Annotated in this window: 20 protein-coding genes; 17 read left to right on the top strand and 3 right to left on the bottom strand. The window is 44.7% G+C overall.

The window, feature by feature from the left end; translation table 11 throughout:
* Nucleotides 1–28: 28 nt before the first annotated feature.
* The 17 genes from AC5GD6_RS02195 (at nt 29) to pyrE (ending at nt 13,600) form a co-directional block, all read left to right on the top strand.
* Nucleotides 29–655, top strand: coding sequence for an adenylate kinase (locus tag AC5GD6_RS02195; protein WP_061103259.1), 627 nt, complete (start codon nt 29–31; stop codon nt 653–655).
* Nucleotides 652–1,446 carry a type I methionyl aminopeptidase gene (gene map / locus AC5GD6_RS02190; RefSeq protein WP_048596365.1) on the top strand — a complete coding sequence of 265 codons (795 nt, stop codon included), beginning with the start codon at nt 652–654 and terminating at the stop codon, nt 1,444–1,446. The genes AC5GD6_RS02195 and map overlap by 4 nt, the downstream gene beginning before the upstream one ends.
* 175 nt (nt 1,447–1,621) lie before the next feature.
* Complete coding sequence (infA, locus tag AC5GD6_RS02185; RefSeq protein WP_010241555.1) at nt 1,622–1,840, top strand: translation initiation factor IF-1; 219 nt, start codon at nt 1,622–1,624, stop codon at nt 1,838–1,840.
* 114 nt (nt 1,841–1,954) lie between these two features.
* Nucleotides 1,955–2,068: a 50S ribosomal protein L36 gene (gene rpmJ / locus AC5GD6_RS02180; protein ID WP_002563183.1), complete on the top strand. Its 114-nt coding sequence runs from the start codon at nt 1,955–1,957 to the stop codon at nt 2,066–2,068.
* Nucleotides 2,069–2,083: 15 nt separating this feature from the next.
* Complete coding sequence (rpsM, locus tag AC5GD6_RS02175; RefSeq protein WP_006302402.1) at nt 2,084–2,455, top strand: 30S ribosomal protein S13; 372 nt, start codon at nt 2,084–2,086, stop codon at nt 2,453–2,455.
* Between the two features lie 9 nt (nt 2,456–2,464).
* Nucleotides 2,465–2,863, top strand: coding sequence for a 30S ribosomal protein S11 (gene rpsK, locus AC5GD6_RS02170; RefSeq protein ID WP_006302403.1), 399 nt, complete (start codon nt 2,465–2,467; stop codon nt 2,861–2,863).
* A gap of 18 nt (nt 2,864–2,881) precedes the next feature.
* A complete protein-coding gene (gene rpsD / locus AC5GD6_RS02165; protein ID WP_006302404.1) occupies nt 2,882–3,475 on the top strand; it encodes a 30S ribosomal protein S4 in 594 nt (197 codons plus the stop codon).
* 21 nt (nt 3,476–3,496) lie between these two features.
* Nucleotides 3,497–4,441, top strand: coding sequence for a DNA-directed RNA polymerase subunit alpha (locus tag AC5GD6_RS02160; protein ID WP_006302405.1), 945 nt, complete (start codon nt 3,497–3,499; stop codon nt 4,439–4,441).
* Nucleotides 4,442–4,476: 35 nt separating this feature from the next.
* Nucleotides 4,477–4,965 carry a 50S ribosomal protein L17 gene (gene rplQ, locus AC5GD6_RS02155; protein WP_006302406.1) on the top strand — a complete coding sequence of 163 codons (489 nt, stop codon included), beginning with the start codon at nt 4,477–4,479 and terminating at the stop codon, nt 4,963–4,965.
* 204 nt (nt 4,966–5,169) lie between these two features.
* Complete coding sequence (locus AC5GD6_RS02150; protein WP_491846137.1) at nt 5,170–6,825, top strand: ABC transporter ATP-binding protein; 1,656 nt, start codon at nt 5,170–5,172, stop codon at nt 6,823–6,825.
* 182 nt (nt 6,826–7,007) lie between these two features.
* A complete protein-coding gene (locus tag AC5GD6_RS02145) occupies nt 7,008–8,345 on the top strand; it encodes an ATP-binding protein (protein WP_464360890.1) in 1,338 nt (445 codons plus the stop codon).
* A gap of 223 nt (nt 8,346–8,568) precedes the next feature.
* Entirely contained in the window at nt 8,569–8,910 is a 342-nt protein-coding gene (locus AC5GD6_RS02140; RefSeq protein WP_491846136.1) for a PadR family transcriptional regulator, read from the top strand.
* 148 nt (nt 8,911–9,058) lie between these two features.
* A complete protein-coding gene (locus AC5GD6_RS02135) occupies nt 9,059–9,646 on the top strand; it encodes an HAAS signaling domain-containing protein (protein WP_491846135.1) in 588 nt (195 codons plus the stop codon).
* Nucleotides 9,647–9,777: 131 nt separating this feature from the next.
* Nucleotides 9,778–10,596 carry an energy-coupling factor transporter transmembrane component T gene (locus AC5GD6_RS02130; RefSeq protein ID WP_491846134.1) on the top strand — a complete coding sequence of 273 codons (819 nt, stop codon included), beginning with the start codon at nt 9,778–9,780 and terminating at the stop codon, nt 10,594–10,596.
* 60 nt (nt 10,597–10,656) lie between these two features.
* The gene (truA, locus tag AC5GD6_RS02125; RefSeq protein WP_491846133.1) at nt 10,657–11,592 is read left to right on the top strand and encodes a tRNA pseudouridine(38-40) synthase TruA; all 936 of its coding nucleotides are present in this window, start codon (nt 10,657–10,659) and stop codon (nt 11,590–11,592) included.
* A 265-nt stretch (nt 11,593–11,857) separates the two neighbouring features.
* Nucleotides 11,858–12,928 carry a glycosyltransferase family 2 protein gene (locus AC5GD6_RS02120; protein WP_061103253.1) on the top strand — a complete coding sequence of 357 codons (1,071 nt, stop codon included), beginning with the start codon at nt 11,858–11,860 and terminating at the stop codon, nt 12,926–12,928.
* Nucleotides 12,929–12,946: 18 nt separating this feature from the next.
* Nucleotides 12,947–13,600 carry an orotate phosphoribosyltransferase gene (gene pyrE, locus AC5GD6_RS02115; protein ID WP_416432225.1) on the top strand — a complete coding sequence of 218 codons (654 nt, stop codon included), beginning with the start codon at nt 12,947–12,949 and terminating at the stop codon, nt 13,598–13,600.
* Between the two features lie 62 nt (nt 13,601–13,662).
* Here pyrE and AC5GD6_RS02110 read toward each other — a convergent pair whose 3' ends face one another.
* The 3 genes from AC5GD6_RS02110 to AC5GD6_RS02100 all read right to left on the bottom strand — a co-directional run bounded on the left by AC5GD6_RS02110 (nt 13,663) and on the right by AC5GD6_RS02100 (nt 16,570).
* Nucleotides 13,663–14,013, bottom strand: coding sequence for a hypothetical protein (locus tag AC5GD6_RS02110; protein ID WP_491846132.1), 351 nt, complete (start codon nt 14,011–14,013; stop codon nt 13,663–13,665).
* A 320-nt stretch (nt 14,014–14,333) separates the two neighbouring features.
* Entirely contained in the window at nt 14,334–15,740 is a 1,407-nt protein-coding gene (gltA, locus tag AC5GD6_RS02105; protein ID WP_311439008.1) for an NADPH-dependent glutamate synthase, read from the bottom strand.
* A complete protein-coding gene (locus AC5GD6_RS02100; RefSeq protein ID WP_491846131.1) occupies nt 15,728–16,570 on the bottom strand; it encodes a sulfide/dihydroorotate dehydrogenase-like FAD/NAD-binding protein in 843 nt (280 codons plus the stop codon). The genes gltA and AC5GD6_RS02100 overlap by 13 nt, the downstream gene beginning before the upstream one ends.
* Nucleotides 16,571–16,578: the final 8 nt, after the last annotated feature.

The raw sequence follows: 16,578 nt of genomic DNA, 5'->3' as shown, positions 1-16,578 counted from the left end.
GTTTAACAATCGAAAGGTGTTGAATCCTATGAATTTAGTACTTCTCGGTGCACCTGGTGCAGGAAAAGGTACACAAGCGCAAAAACTTGTTGCTGAATTTGGTTTTGTTCATATTTCTACAGGAGACCTACTTAGAAGTGCGGTTTCGGCTCATACAGAATTGGGGAGTCAAGCCGAGTCTTATATGAAGGCGGGAAAGCTTGTACCCGATGAGCTTGTAATTGGGCTGGTTAAAGAGCGCCTTTCGCATGATGATGTAGAAAAGGGATTCTTGCTTGATGGGTTCCCACGCAATTGCGACCAGGCTCAAGTTTTGGACGCCGAGCTTGCAACACTTGGCAAAACCCTTGATGGTGCGCTTTATGTAAATGTGTCTAAAGACTTAATTGTTAAGCGCCTGAGCTCGCGTAGAACTTGCCGCGATTGTGCTTATACTGCCCCTGCTGGCTGTGATGTTTGCCCTGCTTGTGGCGGTCAGATGTATCAACGCGATGATGATAAGCCCGAAACTATTCAAAAGCGCCTTGAAACTTATGAAACCCAAACTGCTCCTTTAGTTGATTATTACAAAGCTCAGTCTAAACTCAAGGAGGTGGACGGAGCCGCTGACCCCGATGAGGTATTTACACGTGTCAAAGAGCTCCTTTCCTTATGATCCATATTAAAAGTCCGCAAGAAATTGAAGAGATGAAGCGCGCGGGAAAGCTTTCCAAAGAAGCTTTGCGCTTTGCAGGAACCCTGGTAAAACCTGGTGTTACTACCAAAGAAATTGACAGCGCAGTAGAAAACTTTATTCGTCTTCACGGTGGAATTCCTACGTTTAAGGGTTACTACGGATATCCGGCTTCGCTTTGTTCTTCTATTAACGATCAAATTGTTCACGGCATTCCTTCTCCTAGCACGGTACTTAAAGAAGGTGACATCATCTCCATTGACACAGGCGCTACTGTTGATGGTTGGGTTGGTGACAACGCTTGGACATTTTATGTAGGTGCAGTAAGCGACGAAGCAAAAGCGCTGTGTGAAATTACGCGCGACTGTCTTCATGATGCTATTGAACAGGCTCTCCCTGGAAATCATTTGGGCGATATTGGATTTGCTGCACAAAGTTTGGCAGAAAAGCATGGTTATGGTGTTGTGCGCGATTATGTTGGCCACGGTGTTGGACACGACATGCATGAAGATCCCAATGTTCCTAATTACGGTAAAAAGGGACGTGGTGTAAGACTGCAGGTAGGTATGGTTATTGCTATTGAACCTATGATTACGCTGGGAGATTATGCAAGCCATACGTTGCCCGATGGGTGGGGCGTTGTAACCGATGATGGTCAAATTGCTGCCCACTATGAAAACACGCTTGCCATTACCAAAGATGGTCCCGTTGTTTTAACGGCAGATGATCTTGGTGCCGATTGTATTATGCAAGGTGGCGAATCTGACTCATAAAAGTTGTGGGTCAAAAGACAAGTGCGCGCGCGATTGAGATGCATGCGGAGTAACATAGGAAGAAAGTTTGTAGGACTTTTGTGTAATTGTGTACAATACGTGTTGCTATTTCCATTCGTGCTGATTTTATGTATGATAAATGATCGCTGTGATTTGTAAGAAGAAAGTAGGTACGGTGAGTAAACAAGACGGAATCGAGCTTGAAGGCACAGTGCTGGAGCCTTTACCAAACGCAATGTTTAATGTAGAGCTCGAAAACGGTAAAACCATTCTCTGTACTATTTCCGGTAAGATACGCATGAATTATATTCGTATTTTGCCTGGCGATAAGGTAACGGTAGAAATATCTCCGTATGACCTCACCAGAGGTCGTATTACCTATCGCTACAAATAACCCCGTTACATCACGGCAGTTGTTTCGCCTGCGGCTGGGCGTTTATAAACAGATGCTTGTACTAAGCGCATCTGTTGCTACCAGTTTATTCGTACTACTGGGAGGAAGTTTAAGATGAAGGTACGCCCTTCGGTAAAGAAGATGTGCGACAAATGCAAAGTCATTCGTCGTCATGGCAAGGTTTACGTGATCTGCGAGAACCCTCGCCACAAGCAGCGTCAGGGCTAAGAGAGGAGCTCGAAGTTGGCACGTATTAACGGTGTCGATCTTCCACGCGACAAGCGTGTAGAAGTCGGTCTAACGTATTTATACGGTGTTGGGCAAACAAGAGCTACTAAAGTTTGTGCCGAGACCGGTATTAATCCAGATACTCGCGTTAAGGATCTTACAGAGGATGAAGTTACCAAGCTTCGTGACTATATCGATGCAAACTTCACCACTGAAGGTGACTTACGACGTGAAGTAAGGCAAAACACTGCTCGCCTGATGGAGATTGGTTGCTATCGCGGCCTTCGCCATCGTAAGGGTCTTCCTGTACGCGGTCAGCGCACCCATACAAACGCTCGTACCCGTAAAGGTAAGAGACGTCAAATTGGTGCTAAGAAGAAGGCCTAGGAGTAGATTATGCCAAAGAAAAATCAAAAGACCCAGCATATTCGTCGCTCTGAGCGTAAGAATATCGCAGTTGGTCAAGCTCATATCAAGAGCACATTTAATAACACAACTATTTCTATTACTGATCCCCAAGGCAACGTTATTGCTTGGCAATCAGGCGGAACTGTTGGCTTTAAAGGCTCTCGTAAGTCAACTCCATTTGCTGCTCAAGTTGCTGCTGAAGCATGCGCAAAGGCTGCTATGGAGCACGGTCTTCATAAAGTAGCAGTATTCGTCAAAGGACCGGGTTCTGGTCGCGAGACCGCAATCCGTTCTCTTCAGGCAGCCGGACTTGAAGTTTCTGGTATTCAGGATAAAACACCTGTACCGCACAACGGTTGCCGTCCATGCAAACGTCGTCGCGTGTAATAAGGAAGGACAGTAACTATGGCAATTGATAGGACCCCTGTCCTCAAGAGATGCCGTCAACTCGAGATTGAACCAGTTGTTATGGGAATTAACAAGAAGTCCAATCGTCAACCAAGACAACGTCGTCGTCAGTTGAGCGAGTATGGTACTCAGCTTCGTGAAAAACAAAAAGCTAAATTTATTTACGGTATTCTTGAGAAACAGTTTCGCGGTTATTACACCAAAGCTATGAAGGCTGAGGGTATTACTGGTGATAACCTTATGAGTTTGTTAGAAACCCGTTTGGATAATGTTGTTTTCCGTCTTGGTTTTGCTCGTACTCGTAAAGAGTCTCGTCAAACAATTCGTCACGGACACATTACCGTTAACGGTAAACGTGTAGACATTCCTTCTTATCAGGTAAAGGCTGACGATGTTATTGCTGTTAGCTCTAAAGCAAAAGATTTGCTTCCTATTAAGGAGTCTCTTATCGTTTCTGAGCGTATGGCAGTTCCTGCTTGGCTTGAGGTTGATGTAGAAAAGCTTCAAGGTAAAGTTCTTCAAATTCCTGTACGCGATCAAATTGACCTTGATATCGATGCTCAGCTCATCGTTGAGCTCTATTCTAAGTAACCTGATTGGCAGGAGGTATTCATGTCAGAATTCATCCGTCCACAGGTTAGTGTGGTGGATATATCCGAAAACCTTGCTCGAGTCAATGTTGAACCATTGGAGCGTGGCTATGGTGACACATTGGGTAACTCCATGCGTCGTGTGCTGCTTTCTTCGCTTGAAGGTGCAGCTGTAGAAGCTATTTCCATTGATGGTGTTCAGCACGAATTCTCAACTGTTGATGGCGTATATGAAGACGTTACCGACATTGTACTTAACGTAAAAGGCTTGGTATTTCACGCTAACGGTTCAGGTGAAACGGCAGAAGCTTCGATCTCTATCGACGGTCCTTGCACTGTTACCGGTGGAGATTTTAAGATTCCTGCTGAATTTGAGCTTATTAACAAAGATCATGTTATTTGCACGTTGGGCGAGGGTGGCCACCTGGCTATGCGTATGCGCATCGGCGTAGGTCGCGGTTATGTTTCAGGTGACGACAACGAGCGCGATGAAGATCCCATTGGTGTTATTCATGTTGACTCGCTTTACTCTCCTGTTCGTCGCTGTGCAAAGACTGTCGAGCCTTGTCGTGTTGGTCAACACACCAATTATGACCGTCTGATTCTTGAGATCGAAACAAACGGTTCAATAAGTCCTCGTGATGCAGTTATCGAAGCTGCAGACATTATTAACCAACACATGGCAGCGTTCATGGATTTGGCCGAAGACGAAGAAGAGCCACAAGAGGATGTTTCGATTTTCTCTAACGAAGAGGAAGAAGAGAACACCGAGCTTGATAAGCAGATTGAGGATCTTGATTTGTCCGTACGCTCATACAACTGTCTTAAGCGCGCAGGCATCCATAATGTTCGTCAACTTGTAGAATTCTCTGAGAATGATTTACTTAACATTCGCAACTTTGGCGTAAAAAGTATTGAAGAGGTTCGCGACAAGCTTGAGGACGCAGGATTGGGACTTAAGCCTTAAGCCACAATAATGTGCTATTGAGGAGAAACTAGACCATGAGACACAATAAAAAAAGAGGTATGAAGCTTGGCACTGATGCCAGCCATACCAAAGCAATGAAAAGGAGCTTGATTGCGTCCCTGCTTGCGAATGACCGTATTAAGACGCTCGAAGCACGCGCAAAAGCTATTCGTCCTGAGGTAGATAAGGTTATCACTTGGGCAAAGAAGGGTGACGTTCATGCACGTCGTCTGGCTATTGCCAAAGTTGGTGACAAAGAAGTTGTACGTCAGGTATTCGAAAAGGCTGCTCAAGGCCTTTGGGCTGATCGCCAAGGCGGATATACACGTATTATGAAGCTTGGTCCTCGTAAGGGTGACGCTGCAGAAGTTGTTATCATTGAGGTTGTTACCGAAAGTGTTGCCAGTGCAGCTCCTGCAACCAAGGTAGAAAAGGTTGCTAAGCCTGCCAAGGCTCAAGAGGCTGAGAAAGCGCAAGACACCAAAGAATCAGCTGATTCAAAGGATGAGAACGCACAAGCTTAAGGACAGCTAAAAAACTGAGGCATAATGTATGTCTCACGTTAAAACGCCTTTAAAGACCTCGTTTTTGCGAGGTCTTTTTTATTTTGCTAGACTTCATTTTTTGGCTAGACTTTATTTTCCAGTGGCTTTTTAATTGGCTCATTTATTCGTATAATCAGATAGCATAATATATGCCCTTGGTTTTTATATGCGAAAGGTTCTTCTGTGGCGCTCTGTTGTTCTCATATTACTTGTAGCTACCAGCACGATAGCGCCTTTGTTTTACATGAACTTTCGCTTACGTGTAAATCGGGTATGCGTATAGCACTTGTGGGTTCTAACGGTGCAGGTAAATCTACGCTTGTTAAAGTTCTTGCAGGTCATATGCCTTGTCAAGCAGGGCATGTAACATTTGATAATTATACAATTACTCCAAACGAATCGCTTGATGTTCTGACACGCGCGCGTCTTTGCGGTTTTGTTCATCAAGACCCCTATACGCAGTGCGTAAGTCCTTCTGTTTTTGATACGCTTGCGTTTGGCCCTCTTAATTTAGGACTTTCAGTGCAAGATGTACACGCTCGTGTAAAAGAGGTGCTGGAGTTTGCACATATTTCGCACCTTGCAGGGCGCATGCTCGATACACTTTCGGGTGGTGAAATGCAGCGTGTAGCGTTTGCAGCTACGCTGGCACTTCATCCGCGCTACCTTGTTTTAGACGAAGCATTTTCACAGCTTGATCCCATCTCATCGCAGCAACTTCATGCAACAATTGAGCATTTGGTTAAGACGGGCTTTGATGGAGCGCCTTTGGGCGTGATAGAAATAACGCATAATGCTCAAGATCTAACATATGTTGATAAGGTTGCGGTACTTCATCAGGGAAAGATAGCCGCAGAAGTAAGCCCTTCCGAGTTTTTATCCAATCCTACATTGCAAGAATACGCCGATTTTATAGATGAATCCGCATATATGCGTGCTATGAATATGCAGAATGAGGCTCTGTTGGCAGCTGACGCGTGTGAGAGGCGGTCTCAGGCCACAGAAGCGCGCAACGAGCACGAAAGGTGCGCAAAGTCTATAGGAGCGAGCTACGAACGTCCAATGCGGCCTCATTCCACAGGCGCGTGCTTACAGCCCACAGGCACGCCCGAGGGGCACGAAACGCGCATACAGCCCACAGGAGCACACAACGAGGGTACACAGCACCCACAGCCCACACAGCACCCACAGCCCACACTGGTTGTATCTAAGCTTGTGCCGCGGCTTTTAGGAGACGCGCCATCCTCTCGTAGCGCTCAAAGCGCCGTGTCGTATAATTTTTCGTTGTATCCAGGAGAATTAACAGTTGTTGTGGGTAGTTCGGGATCGGGTAAAACCACTCTTGCGCTTAACCTTATTGGTGCGTGTAAACCACAGCAGGGAAGTGTAACGCTTAACGGCCTGCCTGTTGTGCTGGGCGATTGCGCTTTTATGTTTCAGCGTGTTGAGGACCAGCTATTTTGTCCAACGGTGCTTGATGAGGTCACTTTTGGACTAAAAAATCAGGGACTTTCTTGTAACGATGCCACGCGTAAGGCAAAAAAGATGCTGTCGCTGTTGGGCGTTCCCGCGGACACATTTGAGTGCAATCCATATCAGCTGTCTGGTGGTATGCGAAAACGCGTGGGTATCGCCGCTATTTTGGCGTTGGATAAGCCGGTGTATATTTTAGATGAGTGCACAAGTGGATTAGATGGCGCAGGTAGACGCCTTGTTCGTCGTGCGATTCGCATGCTGTTAGATCAGCATAAAAGCGTTATGGTGATTACTCATCATATGAGCGAGTGGGAAGAGATTCCTCATAAGCTCCTTGTGGTTCGCGATTCGGTAAGTTTATAAACGAAAGCGCTTGTACGCGCGGGCCTACCATGTAAGCGTTTTGCTCAAAACACTGAAGAAATGTCGGTTTTGGACATAAAAAACTTTGAAGAAATGTCGATAATTCGCTAAAATAACCTTGAAGAAATGTCGGTTTTGGGCATAAAAGACTTTGAAGAAACGTAAATGAAACGAGAAAAACTATGTATATGCAGCGAAAAGCTTACAACAAATTACTTGAGTGGAAAAACTCATACGCTGCGCGTTATGCCGCTCTTTTGGAAGGGCCACGCCGCGTGGGTAAATCTACCATTGCCGAGCAATTTGCCAGCCACGAGTATCGCTCCTACGTTCTCATTGACTTTTCTCAAGTATCGCGTGAAGTGCTCGCTTGTTTTGATGACATTGCTGATTTGGATATGTTTTTTATTCGTCTGCAAGCCGCAACGGGCACGACGCTTTATGAACATGCATCTGTACTGATTTTTGATGAAGTGCAACTTTTTCCGCGTGCGCGTCAGGCCGTTAAACACCTTGTTAAAAATGGTCGCTATCATGTGATAGAAACGGGTTCGTTAATTTCTATACAAAAAAATGTAAAGGATATCCTTATTCCATCAGAAGAGATGAAGATTCCTGTATATCCTATGGATTACGAGGAGTTTTGTTGGGCAACACAGCAGAACTTTGAGGTAATTAGGACGCTCTATGCACAAGACAAGCACGTGGGCAGTGATATTACGCGCAAGCTTATGCGTGACCTACGTATTTATATGGCTGTAGGCGGTATGCCGCAAGCTGTTGAAGCATATGTGAATGGAAAGAATTTTCAAACAATTGACCACATAAAACGACAAATTATTGAACTCTATGAAGCTGATTTTAGAAAAATTGATGCGTCAGGTAAACTATCTGCGCTTTTTCACTCCATTCCAGCCCAGTTAGCTAGAGGCACAAGGAAATATCGGATATCTTCTGCAACGGGTAAAAGGCGCTTAAACTCTGATAACCGTCTGATATCTGATCTCATAGATTCGCGTACGGTCCTTGCCTGTTATAATTCCTCTGACCCAAGTGTTGCCCTCTCGCAAACTAAGGATTTAGATAGCTATAAGCTTTACCTGGCAGATACGGGTTTATTTGTAACACTCATGTTTTCAGATAGGTCGCAGGCAGAAAACGAGATATACACAAAGCTGCTCTCAGATAAATTACCAGCAAATTTGGGCTATTTGTATGAAAATCTTGTAGCACAAATTATCGCTTCAACAGGAAGAGAGCTCTTTTATCATACGTGGGATAGGGATCAGAGCTCGCATTATTATGAGGTTGATTTTTTGATCACGTGTGGAACAAAAGTGCATGCGTTTGAGGTTAAGTCTTCTGGTTTGGGAAAGTATGAATCTCTGAGGGCGTTTTGTAAAAAATACTCAAGCATAATTGCGCGTGCATATGTTCTTTCCCAAAAAGATTTTGCACATGTGGGCGAGGTAAATCTGGTGCCTCTTTATGCGATCCCTGCTTTGTTGGAGAAGTGCTGACGGGTACACTCATTGCCGTTTCTTTTCTCATCTTTTAACTATGCACAGCATAACACCTATTGACTAAGATATACTATGCGGTACAATGTATATAGAATAACTGCGAATATGCATATACACCAAGCGCGTGTGCATCTGTACTAACACTAAGAATACATGTACAGAACGCATTTACTAAGAGGCACGACAACATGCGGCGGGCTTAAAACAGGATGGTTTTGCAATGAATGAGGAATGGGTATCGCAAATCAAACGAGGAACATTGGAATATGTCCTCATGCTTTTAATACTTCAAAAAGATCGCTATGGCTATGACTTGATCCAGATGCTTAATACCTACCCCATGCTTAAGACCAAGGAAAGCACGATTTATCCGCTGCTCAGAAGATTATTAAAAAACGGTTATCTTGAGTCCTATTGGCAACATATAGATGAAGGAACTCCTGCTAGAAAGTATTATCGGATAACGCCAGCAGGCACTTTGTATGTAAATCAATTAGATAGTGATTGGAACGTACTTACTCAAAGCATTTCTAAACTAAAGACAAGTAATACCAATAGTTAGAGGTGGTCTCGATGAACAAGGAGTTGACCCCACCAAACAAAACAGCACTGTTGCCGACAATTAGACAGATGATTGCAGGGCGCTCGCTATTACGTAACTTCACTTAAAAGATAGTTTAGTTGTCAGCATGCATAGAAAGGCGGACATCATGAATAAAAAACTTGGCAAGCGCCTCGAAAAATACCTGTCGCAGGTAGATCGATATTTAATACATATGCCTGTTTCAGAAAAAACGGATATATTAAGCGAGCTTAAAAGCTCTTTTTACGAGCGTTTGAATAATGGGCAGCGTGAGGAAGACATACTTGCCGAAATGGAGCCGGCAAAAGTTGTTGCCTTGAATTACATGGGGGCGTCTATTGTCCAAAATAAAGAATTTTCTCTTTCACAATTCATGAAAGTATTAGGATTTTATTCGTTTGCCTCGATGCTTTGGATTTCGATTATTCCAACGCTTGCAGTTTTAGCGGTATCATTTAGCTTTGCAAGTGCGATGAGCATTTTGTGTGCCGCATTAGGTTTTATAAAGGGGATTTGGCCAAGCCCTTTGCTTAATGACATGGTGTTTGTATTTTTTGACCATGAAGTTTCGGGTGTGTACGCATTACTAGCAGGATTACTCCTAGCAATAGTTTTTGCCGCACTGGCAATGCTGTGTTGGAACGTAACCGTTAAAATAGTGCAATATCTGCAAGAGAAATCGTGGCGGCTTAAATTTCGACGCGAGAAGTGCTAAAGGGGAGAGAGCTGGCGCTGCAGCCAAAACGGTTTTGCTTGCAGCACGGAACAGCCAGCAGCAAGCAAAACGGTGCTTCTTACAGCACGGCACAACCAGTAGCAAGCAAAACGCACATGATGAGACAGACCATGACACAAGACACTACCATAGTTTCTAAACCCTACACAAACGAACATCCTGCTTGTCCTTCGGGTTTTTGGGCATACGTTTGCGCGCCCTGGAGCGATATACGCTTTGTCGTCTGCGTGTCACTTCTATTTTTTGTGCTGCTGTGGTGCGTTCACACATGGTATGGTCTTGCGATTTGTGTTGTTCTAGCGTTTATATATGCGTATACATCAAAAATTTTTACGCGGCAAACAACTATCTTTTTTCTGCCGTTTGTTTGGTTTACGGTGCTATCTCTGCTCTTTAACGGCTTAGTTTTTGGCAGTCCCGATATGGTTATACTGGGTAACTTTGGGTTTAGAATATCGGGCATTATACGAACTGCAATGGTTGGAAGCCGTATTTTATGCATGATTATGATTTGCACAAGCATTGCAACACGGTTCACGGTTCTTGATACAGTGATTTGTATACGAAGTTTGCTATCGCCATTCAGATTTTTACATATCCCTGTTGACCATATTGAACTCATTATGTCTATGACGTTATGTTCTTTTCCTCCCGTTATGCGCGAGGTGCGCATGCTGATGATTTCTCAGCAAATTCGAGGTGTTGCGTTTCATAACGTATCTCTTAAAAAGCGCCTGAACGCATGGATAAGTGTCTTTGTACCACTGGTTATTCGTTTTTTTAGGATGTCAGCCTTTCAAGCGTTGTCAATGAAGGAACACGGATATAACGGTCAGGCGCGACGTTTGCCGCAGCCTCTTGCGCGTGGTGCATGGGCATGTAACCTCTGTGTTTTTGTGATCGGCTGTGTCATACTGATGGTGTTCTAACTGCATAAGCAGAGATGTACAAGCGAAAATACGTAAGCGAAAATGCATAAGTGAGGTTTTATGAACGATAAGCATAAAGCAGACGCCTCGCGCGAAACGAGTGTCTCATCTGCCATCGAGCGCGCGAGCGCTGATGGTCACGCAACATGCACTGCACGCACATCTGAATTTGATCCTTTTGTCGCAACCCTTGTTATACGTTTTGGCTATGTAGGTACTCATTTTTGTGGATATGCAGCTCAAAACGAGTCAGTTCGAAGCGTTGAGGGTTGCCTTACGCGCGCTCTTTCTACATTTTTGAGACGAAACATTACGCTTACCTGTGCAGGGAGAACCGATGCTGGTGTGCACGCACACGCTCAGTATGTGAGTTTTCCAATCACCCAAAGTGAGCTCGGCATGTCTAAGCATAAAATTATGAGCGCACTTAGTGGCTTATGCCCCGATGATATTTCAATTAGAACGCTTTATCGTGCACCGCTCGACTTTTCTGCTCGTTTTAGCGCACGCGAGCGAAGCTACACATACCGCATTGCGCTCGGTCCGCTTAAGCCTATTCTTACTCATGAATTTGTATGGTGGGTAAAAAATATTCCTCATGTTTGTATGGACGATATGAACGCAGCGGGGGAGTATCTCACGGGTGAGCATAATTTCAAAAGTTTTTGTAAAGCCAGTTCTGCTCAGCTCTTAGAGGAGCAAGGTTTATCGCTTAACCGCTGCTTAACAAGCATTAAGGTTTCTCGCGATTATATCGTGGGCGAGCAGATTTTGCGCCTGGATATAACGGGTAATGCATTTTTGCATAATATGGTGCGCATTATAACCGCCTCGCTTTTAGAAGTGGGTCGAGGCGCGCGCCAACCCGATTGGATCCAAGATGTGTTAAGACAACAAACCAGAACCGCCGCGGCAATGACTGCACCTGCGCAAGGTCTTACGCTTGAGCACGTGGGTTATCCTGCCGGCTTGCTGGTACCGTGGAGCAATGAATAAAGTTTGGAGCATGCATATACGCGCTGAAGCGCGCGACACAACACAGGACACAACACAGGAAATAACACACATGCGCAAGACACGTACTTAACGTCTGTTGCTGCAACGCACACACATTTTCGTGCGCCATTTTCACACGCTCATCGAATTTTGTATTTGTCTTGTAATTCGCGTGCTGTTCACTGCTTCAACACAACTTTATGGCGTAAGTATTCCATACTAGATGTGCAATAAGGGATAGAGCTTGTGTATAGGAGTACGAAATATGGCTCCAAAAGCGCCTAAAATTTCAGTTATCATGCCTGCATACAATGTAGAGGGGTATGTTCAGCGTGCCGTTGAATCTTTGCAGCAGCAAACGCTTACCAACTTTGAGCTGCTTGTTGTAGATGATGGTTCTACCGATAGAACGGGCGCCATTTTAGATGCCCTTGAAATGCGAGACACACGTATTACCGTTTTTCATACACCTAATGCTGGTGCGCCTGCGGCTCGTAATTTTGCGTTGGACAAAGCACGCGGATCATACGTTATGTTTATGGATGCCGATGACTGGGCAGACAATCACATGCTAGAAGATATGTATGTCTACGCCGTAAAGCATGGTCTTGAGCTGGTAATCTCTGGTTTTTATATTGATACGTATTATGGACGCGATAATCAGTTTACAACCGAAATCAAGCATTGCAAAACAAAGGTTTTTTCTTCTAGAGACGAGTTTAGGCTGTTGGCATATCGACTTTTTGATGAAAATCAGCTCTATACGCCGTGGAATAAGCTCTTTTTGCGCGAGCGCATAGAGGCAATACATGCACGTTTTCGTAATACGTTTTGGGATGATTTTCCTTTTGTGCTTGATTATATTCGCGATTGTGAAAAAGTGGGCGTATTGTCGCAGCCGTACTACCATTTTATTCGCGCACGTAAAGAGTCTGAAACCGCGCGTTGGCGCAAAGACATGTACCAAAAGCGCGAAGAAGAGCACGCGTGGATGTGCGATTTATATCAACACTGGAATTTGCACGACGAACCTCATGCCTTTGAGATGATTCAAAGACGCTATATTGAGCGGCTTATTGGATGTATCGAAAATGTTTGCAATCCTGCTTGTACGCTTTCGGTACCCCAAAAGCTGCAGCACATTAAAGATATGATTTCTACGTCGCAGGCTCAAAAAGCTGTTATGTTTGCGCATCCTCGTTCTAAAATGATGGAGCTTATGCTTGTTCCTATCAGGCGCAAAAATGCACGTCTTTGCTATCAAGAAGGTAAATTTATTTCGTTTGTTAAACGTCACAATGCACATTTGTTTGCTTTGCTTAAAGCACGGCGATAAGTTATGAGGAGATAAACTATGGCATCGGTTACACTTGCAACAAAACAAGAAATTGCTCATGCGCTGTTGGCGGAGAAGGCCGTGTTCCTTAATCCTTCGCATCCGTTTACATGGGCAAGTGGAATTATTAGCCCTATTTATTGCGACAATCGTTTAACTTTAAGCTATCCTGCTACCAGAACGCTGGTTGATGAGTCACTTGCTGCGCTGGTTAAGCAGCTGTACCCTCAGACAGAGATCCTTATGGGAACTTCTACGGCAGGCATTGCGCATGCGGCAATTGCAGCAGATAGGCTTGGGCTTCCTATGGGATATGTTCGCGGTTCTGCCAAAGATCACGGCCGCAAAAACCAAATTGAAGGTCATCTTGAGCCTCAACAAAAATGTGTGGTTATCGAAGATCTTATTTCTACAGGTGGTAGCGTTTTGGATTGCGTTAATCCATTACGCGAGTTTGGTGCCGATGTTTTGGGTATTGTAAGCATATTTACCTATGGTATGCAAAAAGGTATTGAACGTTTGGCAGCAGCTCATGTTACCAACACAAGTTTGTGTGATTTAGACACCTTGGTTAAAGTTGCTGTTGAGGAAGGCTATATTCAACCGTCCGACGAGGCTCGTCTTTTGGCGTTTAGAGATAATCCTGCTGATGAGTCGTGGCGCACTGCATAGTGCAGGCACCACAACGTTTGTCTTGTTCAAAACATAACGAGCTTGTGTTCGCGCTTTTTCTACTATTTTTTGTTAATTACGTATGCATAAGCGCAATATCCCATGGCACATGGCAGAATGTAGCCTGGAACGGTCCATATACTATCTACAAGATGTGCAAGTACCGATAGGATTATAAGCACGGGAAGCATTACCAAAAGGCGTTTTGCTTTGGTATGTATATACGTTTTGTTATACCTTTCGCAGGATAGTTTATACCAGCTGTAAAGTGCATAAGCACTTATTGCAAGTATATACATCACGTGGAGTAAATCACTGTAAATTTCCGCGCTTGTAAGAAAAACTAACGGACTTAAATATCCTATCAATAAACGGGAGTCAAAGCCCTCAATGAGTTTAGTCTTGGTTTTCATAGCATCACCATGTACCTACAACGGGATTGGGGTATGCAGCGCCCCAATCGGCTTCAATGTATCAGAAAACTTTATGCATAAGATTAAGCCGATATATCAATGAGCGTGATGTCATATAAACTCCTTTTCTATTTTATACAGGAGCAATTTATATATGTCAAGAAAAAAATCACCTTGATGCACGATGTATCAAGGTGATTATGAAGCGTTAAACTACACAAGATAAAGCAGCAAACACGCTACCATGTAGTAGTTTTACACAAGCCTGCAACGAGTGGTTAAATTTATACAAGGTTACCGCAAATGCCCAAAAGGCGTGTTTATGAGGCAAGAAGAGTCTTAGTTATGCTGGCGGCAGCGCGTTTACCAGCACCCATCGCCAAAATAACCGTAGCTGCACCAGTTACAATGTCGCCACCTGCCCATATGCGCGGATTGGATGTGCGCCCGTCTTCGTCGGCGGTAATATAGCCCCATTTATTAAGCTCCATGCCGCCAATAAGTTTTGCAAATGGATTAGCGTTAGTACCAATAGCTGATATGGCAACATCACACGCTATGGTTTCAAGTGCGCCCTCAATAGGAATAGGGCGCCTACGTCCCGATTCATCGGGCTCGCCCAATTGCATTTTTTGAACCTTTACCCCACAAACACAGCCATCATCACCTGCAATAAATTCTACAGGCGCAACAAGAGGCATTACTTCAACGCCCTCTGCTTTGGCATGGTGGAGCTCTGCTTTACGAGCAGGCATTTCTTCTTCACTACGACGATAGGCAATAATCGCACGTTTTGCACCTAAACGTTTAGCCGTGCGAACTGCATCCATAGCAACGTTTCCGCCACCAAACACAACTACATTGCGGCCGTGTTTGGTAGGCGTGTCAAAGGTAGGAAAATTGTTTGCTTGCATAAGATTTGCACGTGTTAAATATTCATTAGCAAAAAAGACGTTTGGTAAGTTTTCTCCTGGGATGTTAAGAAACTTGGGCAAACCTGCACCAGTTCCTACAAATATCGCATCAAAACCTTTTTCGTCCAAAAGTTCTTGCGCATTTGCCAAACGACCCATAACCGAGTTGTATTCAAACGTTACGCCCAGTTTTTTAAGGCCATCTATCTCTCGTTTTACAATCTTTTTAGGAAGACGAAATTCGGGAATACCATACACCAACACACCGCCAGCAGTAAAAAAGGCTTCAAAAATGGTGACATCAAAGCCGTTACGGGCAAGCTCGCCAGCGCATGCTATACCTGCAGGACCCGATCCAATGATGGCGACTTTTTTACCATTTTTTGCCTTCATTTTGGGTGCACCAGCAAGCTCACTTCGGTCACCTAAAAAGCGCTCAAGCTGACCAATGGCAACCGGTTTGCCTCTGCGTCCTCGTACACAAACGCCTTCACACTGTGTTTCTTGAGGACACACGCGCCCACAAATTGCAGGGAGCAAAGATTGTTCATGGATAATATCTAAGCCTTCGCCATATTTTCCTTCGTAAATCTTTTGTATAAATGCAGGTATATTGATATTTACGGGGCAGCCTTCTACGCACAGCGGCCTTTTACAACGAAGACAACGCTGCGCTTCAGCATGAGCCATTTCAACCGTAAAACCCTTATCAACAGGGCGAAAATCTTTTGCGCGAAGTTCTGCAGGCTCTTCGTTATCGGCCACACGATCGGCTTTCATGTTGGGAATCCAACGATCTTTTACTTCGGGCATGACCGACTCTTTTCCTCGTATGCTTCAAGCGATTCGGCTTCTTCTTGTCGGTAGGCGCCAAGTCGTGCGCGCAGGTCATCCCAGTCGACAAGCGTTGCATCAAAATCAGGGCCGTCTACGCATGCAAACTTTGTTTGTCCACCCACTTCAACACGACAACAGCCACACATTCCGGTTCCATCTACCATAATGGGGTTAAGGGAGGCAATAATAGGAACGTTGTATTTTTGTGCGGTCATGGTCGAAAAGCGCATCATAGGAACAGGGCCTACGCAAAAAACGCGGTCGATAGCGCCTTGGCTGCAAAGACGCTCAAGCGGAGCGGTAACTACGCCTTGCTCGCCATATGAGCCATCATCGGTGGTAATGTGAATATGGTCTTGAGGTAATAGCTCTTTGAACTGCGGCTCTAACAATAAAAGTTCTTTAGAGCGCGCGCCCATAATAGCATGTACCTCGCATCCAGCTTTGGATAACAGCTTTGCAACGGGGAAAGCAATTGCCAATCCTACGCCGCCGCCAATGACTGCCCAGCGGCCTTCATGCATTTCTGTTGGTTTGCCTAAAGGGCCTGTTACATCAAGGAGTTCCTGACCTGCCTCAAATTGTGAAAGCAGGTAGGTTGTTTTCCCAATGCACATAAAAATGAATTCGATCCAGCCTTCTTGCGCATTCCAGTTGGCAAGCGTAAACGGCACGCGCTCTCCCGTTTCGTCGGCACGAACCATTAAAAATTGGCCAGCATGAGCGTGTTTGGCAATTTCGGGAGCGTACACGCGAAATTGAAACACTTTTTCTGAGTATTGTTTTTTCTCGAGAATTTTATACATTGCACATG

It is taken from the genome of Fannyhessea sp., assembly GCF_986145555.1.
The sequence above is the reverse complement of the archived record's forward strand: the minus strand, read 5'-3'. Positions and strand labels throughout refer to the sequence as shown.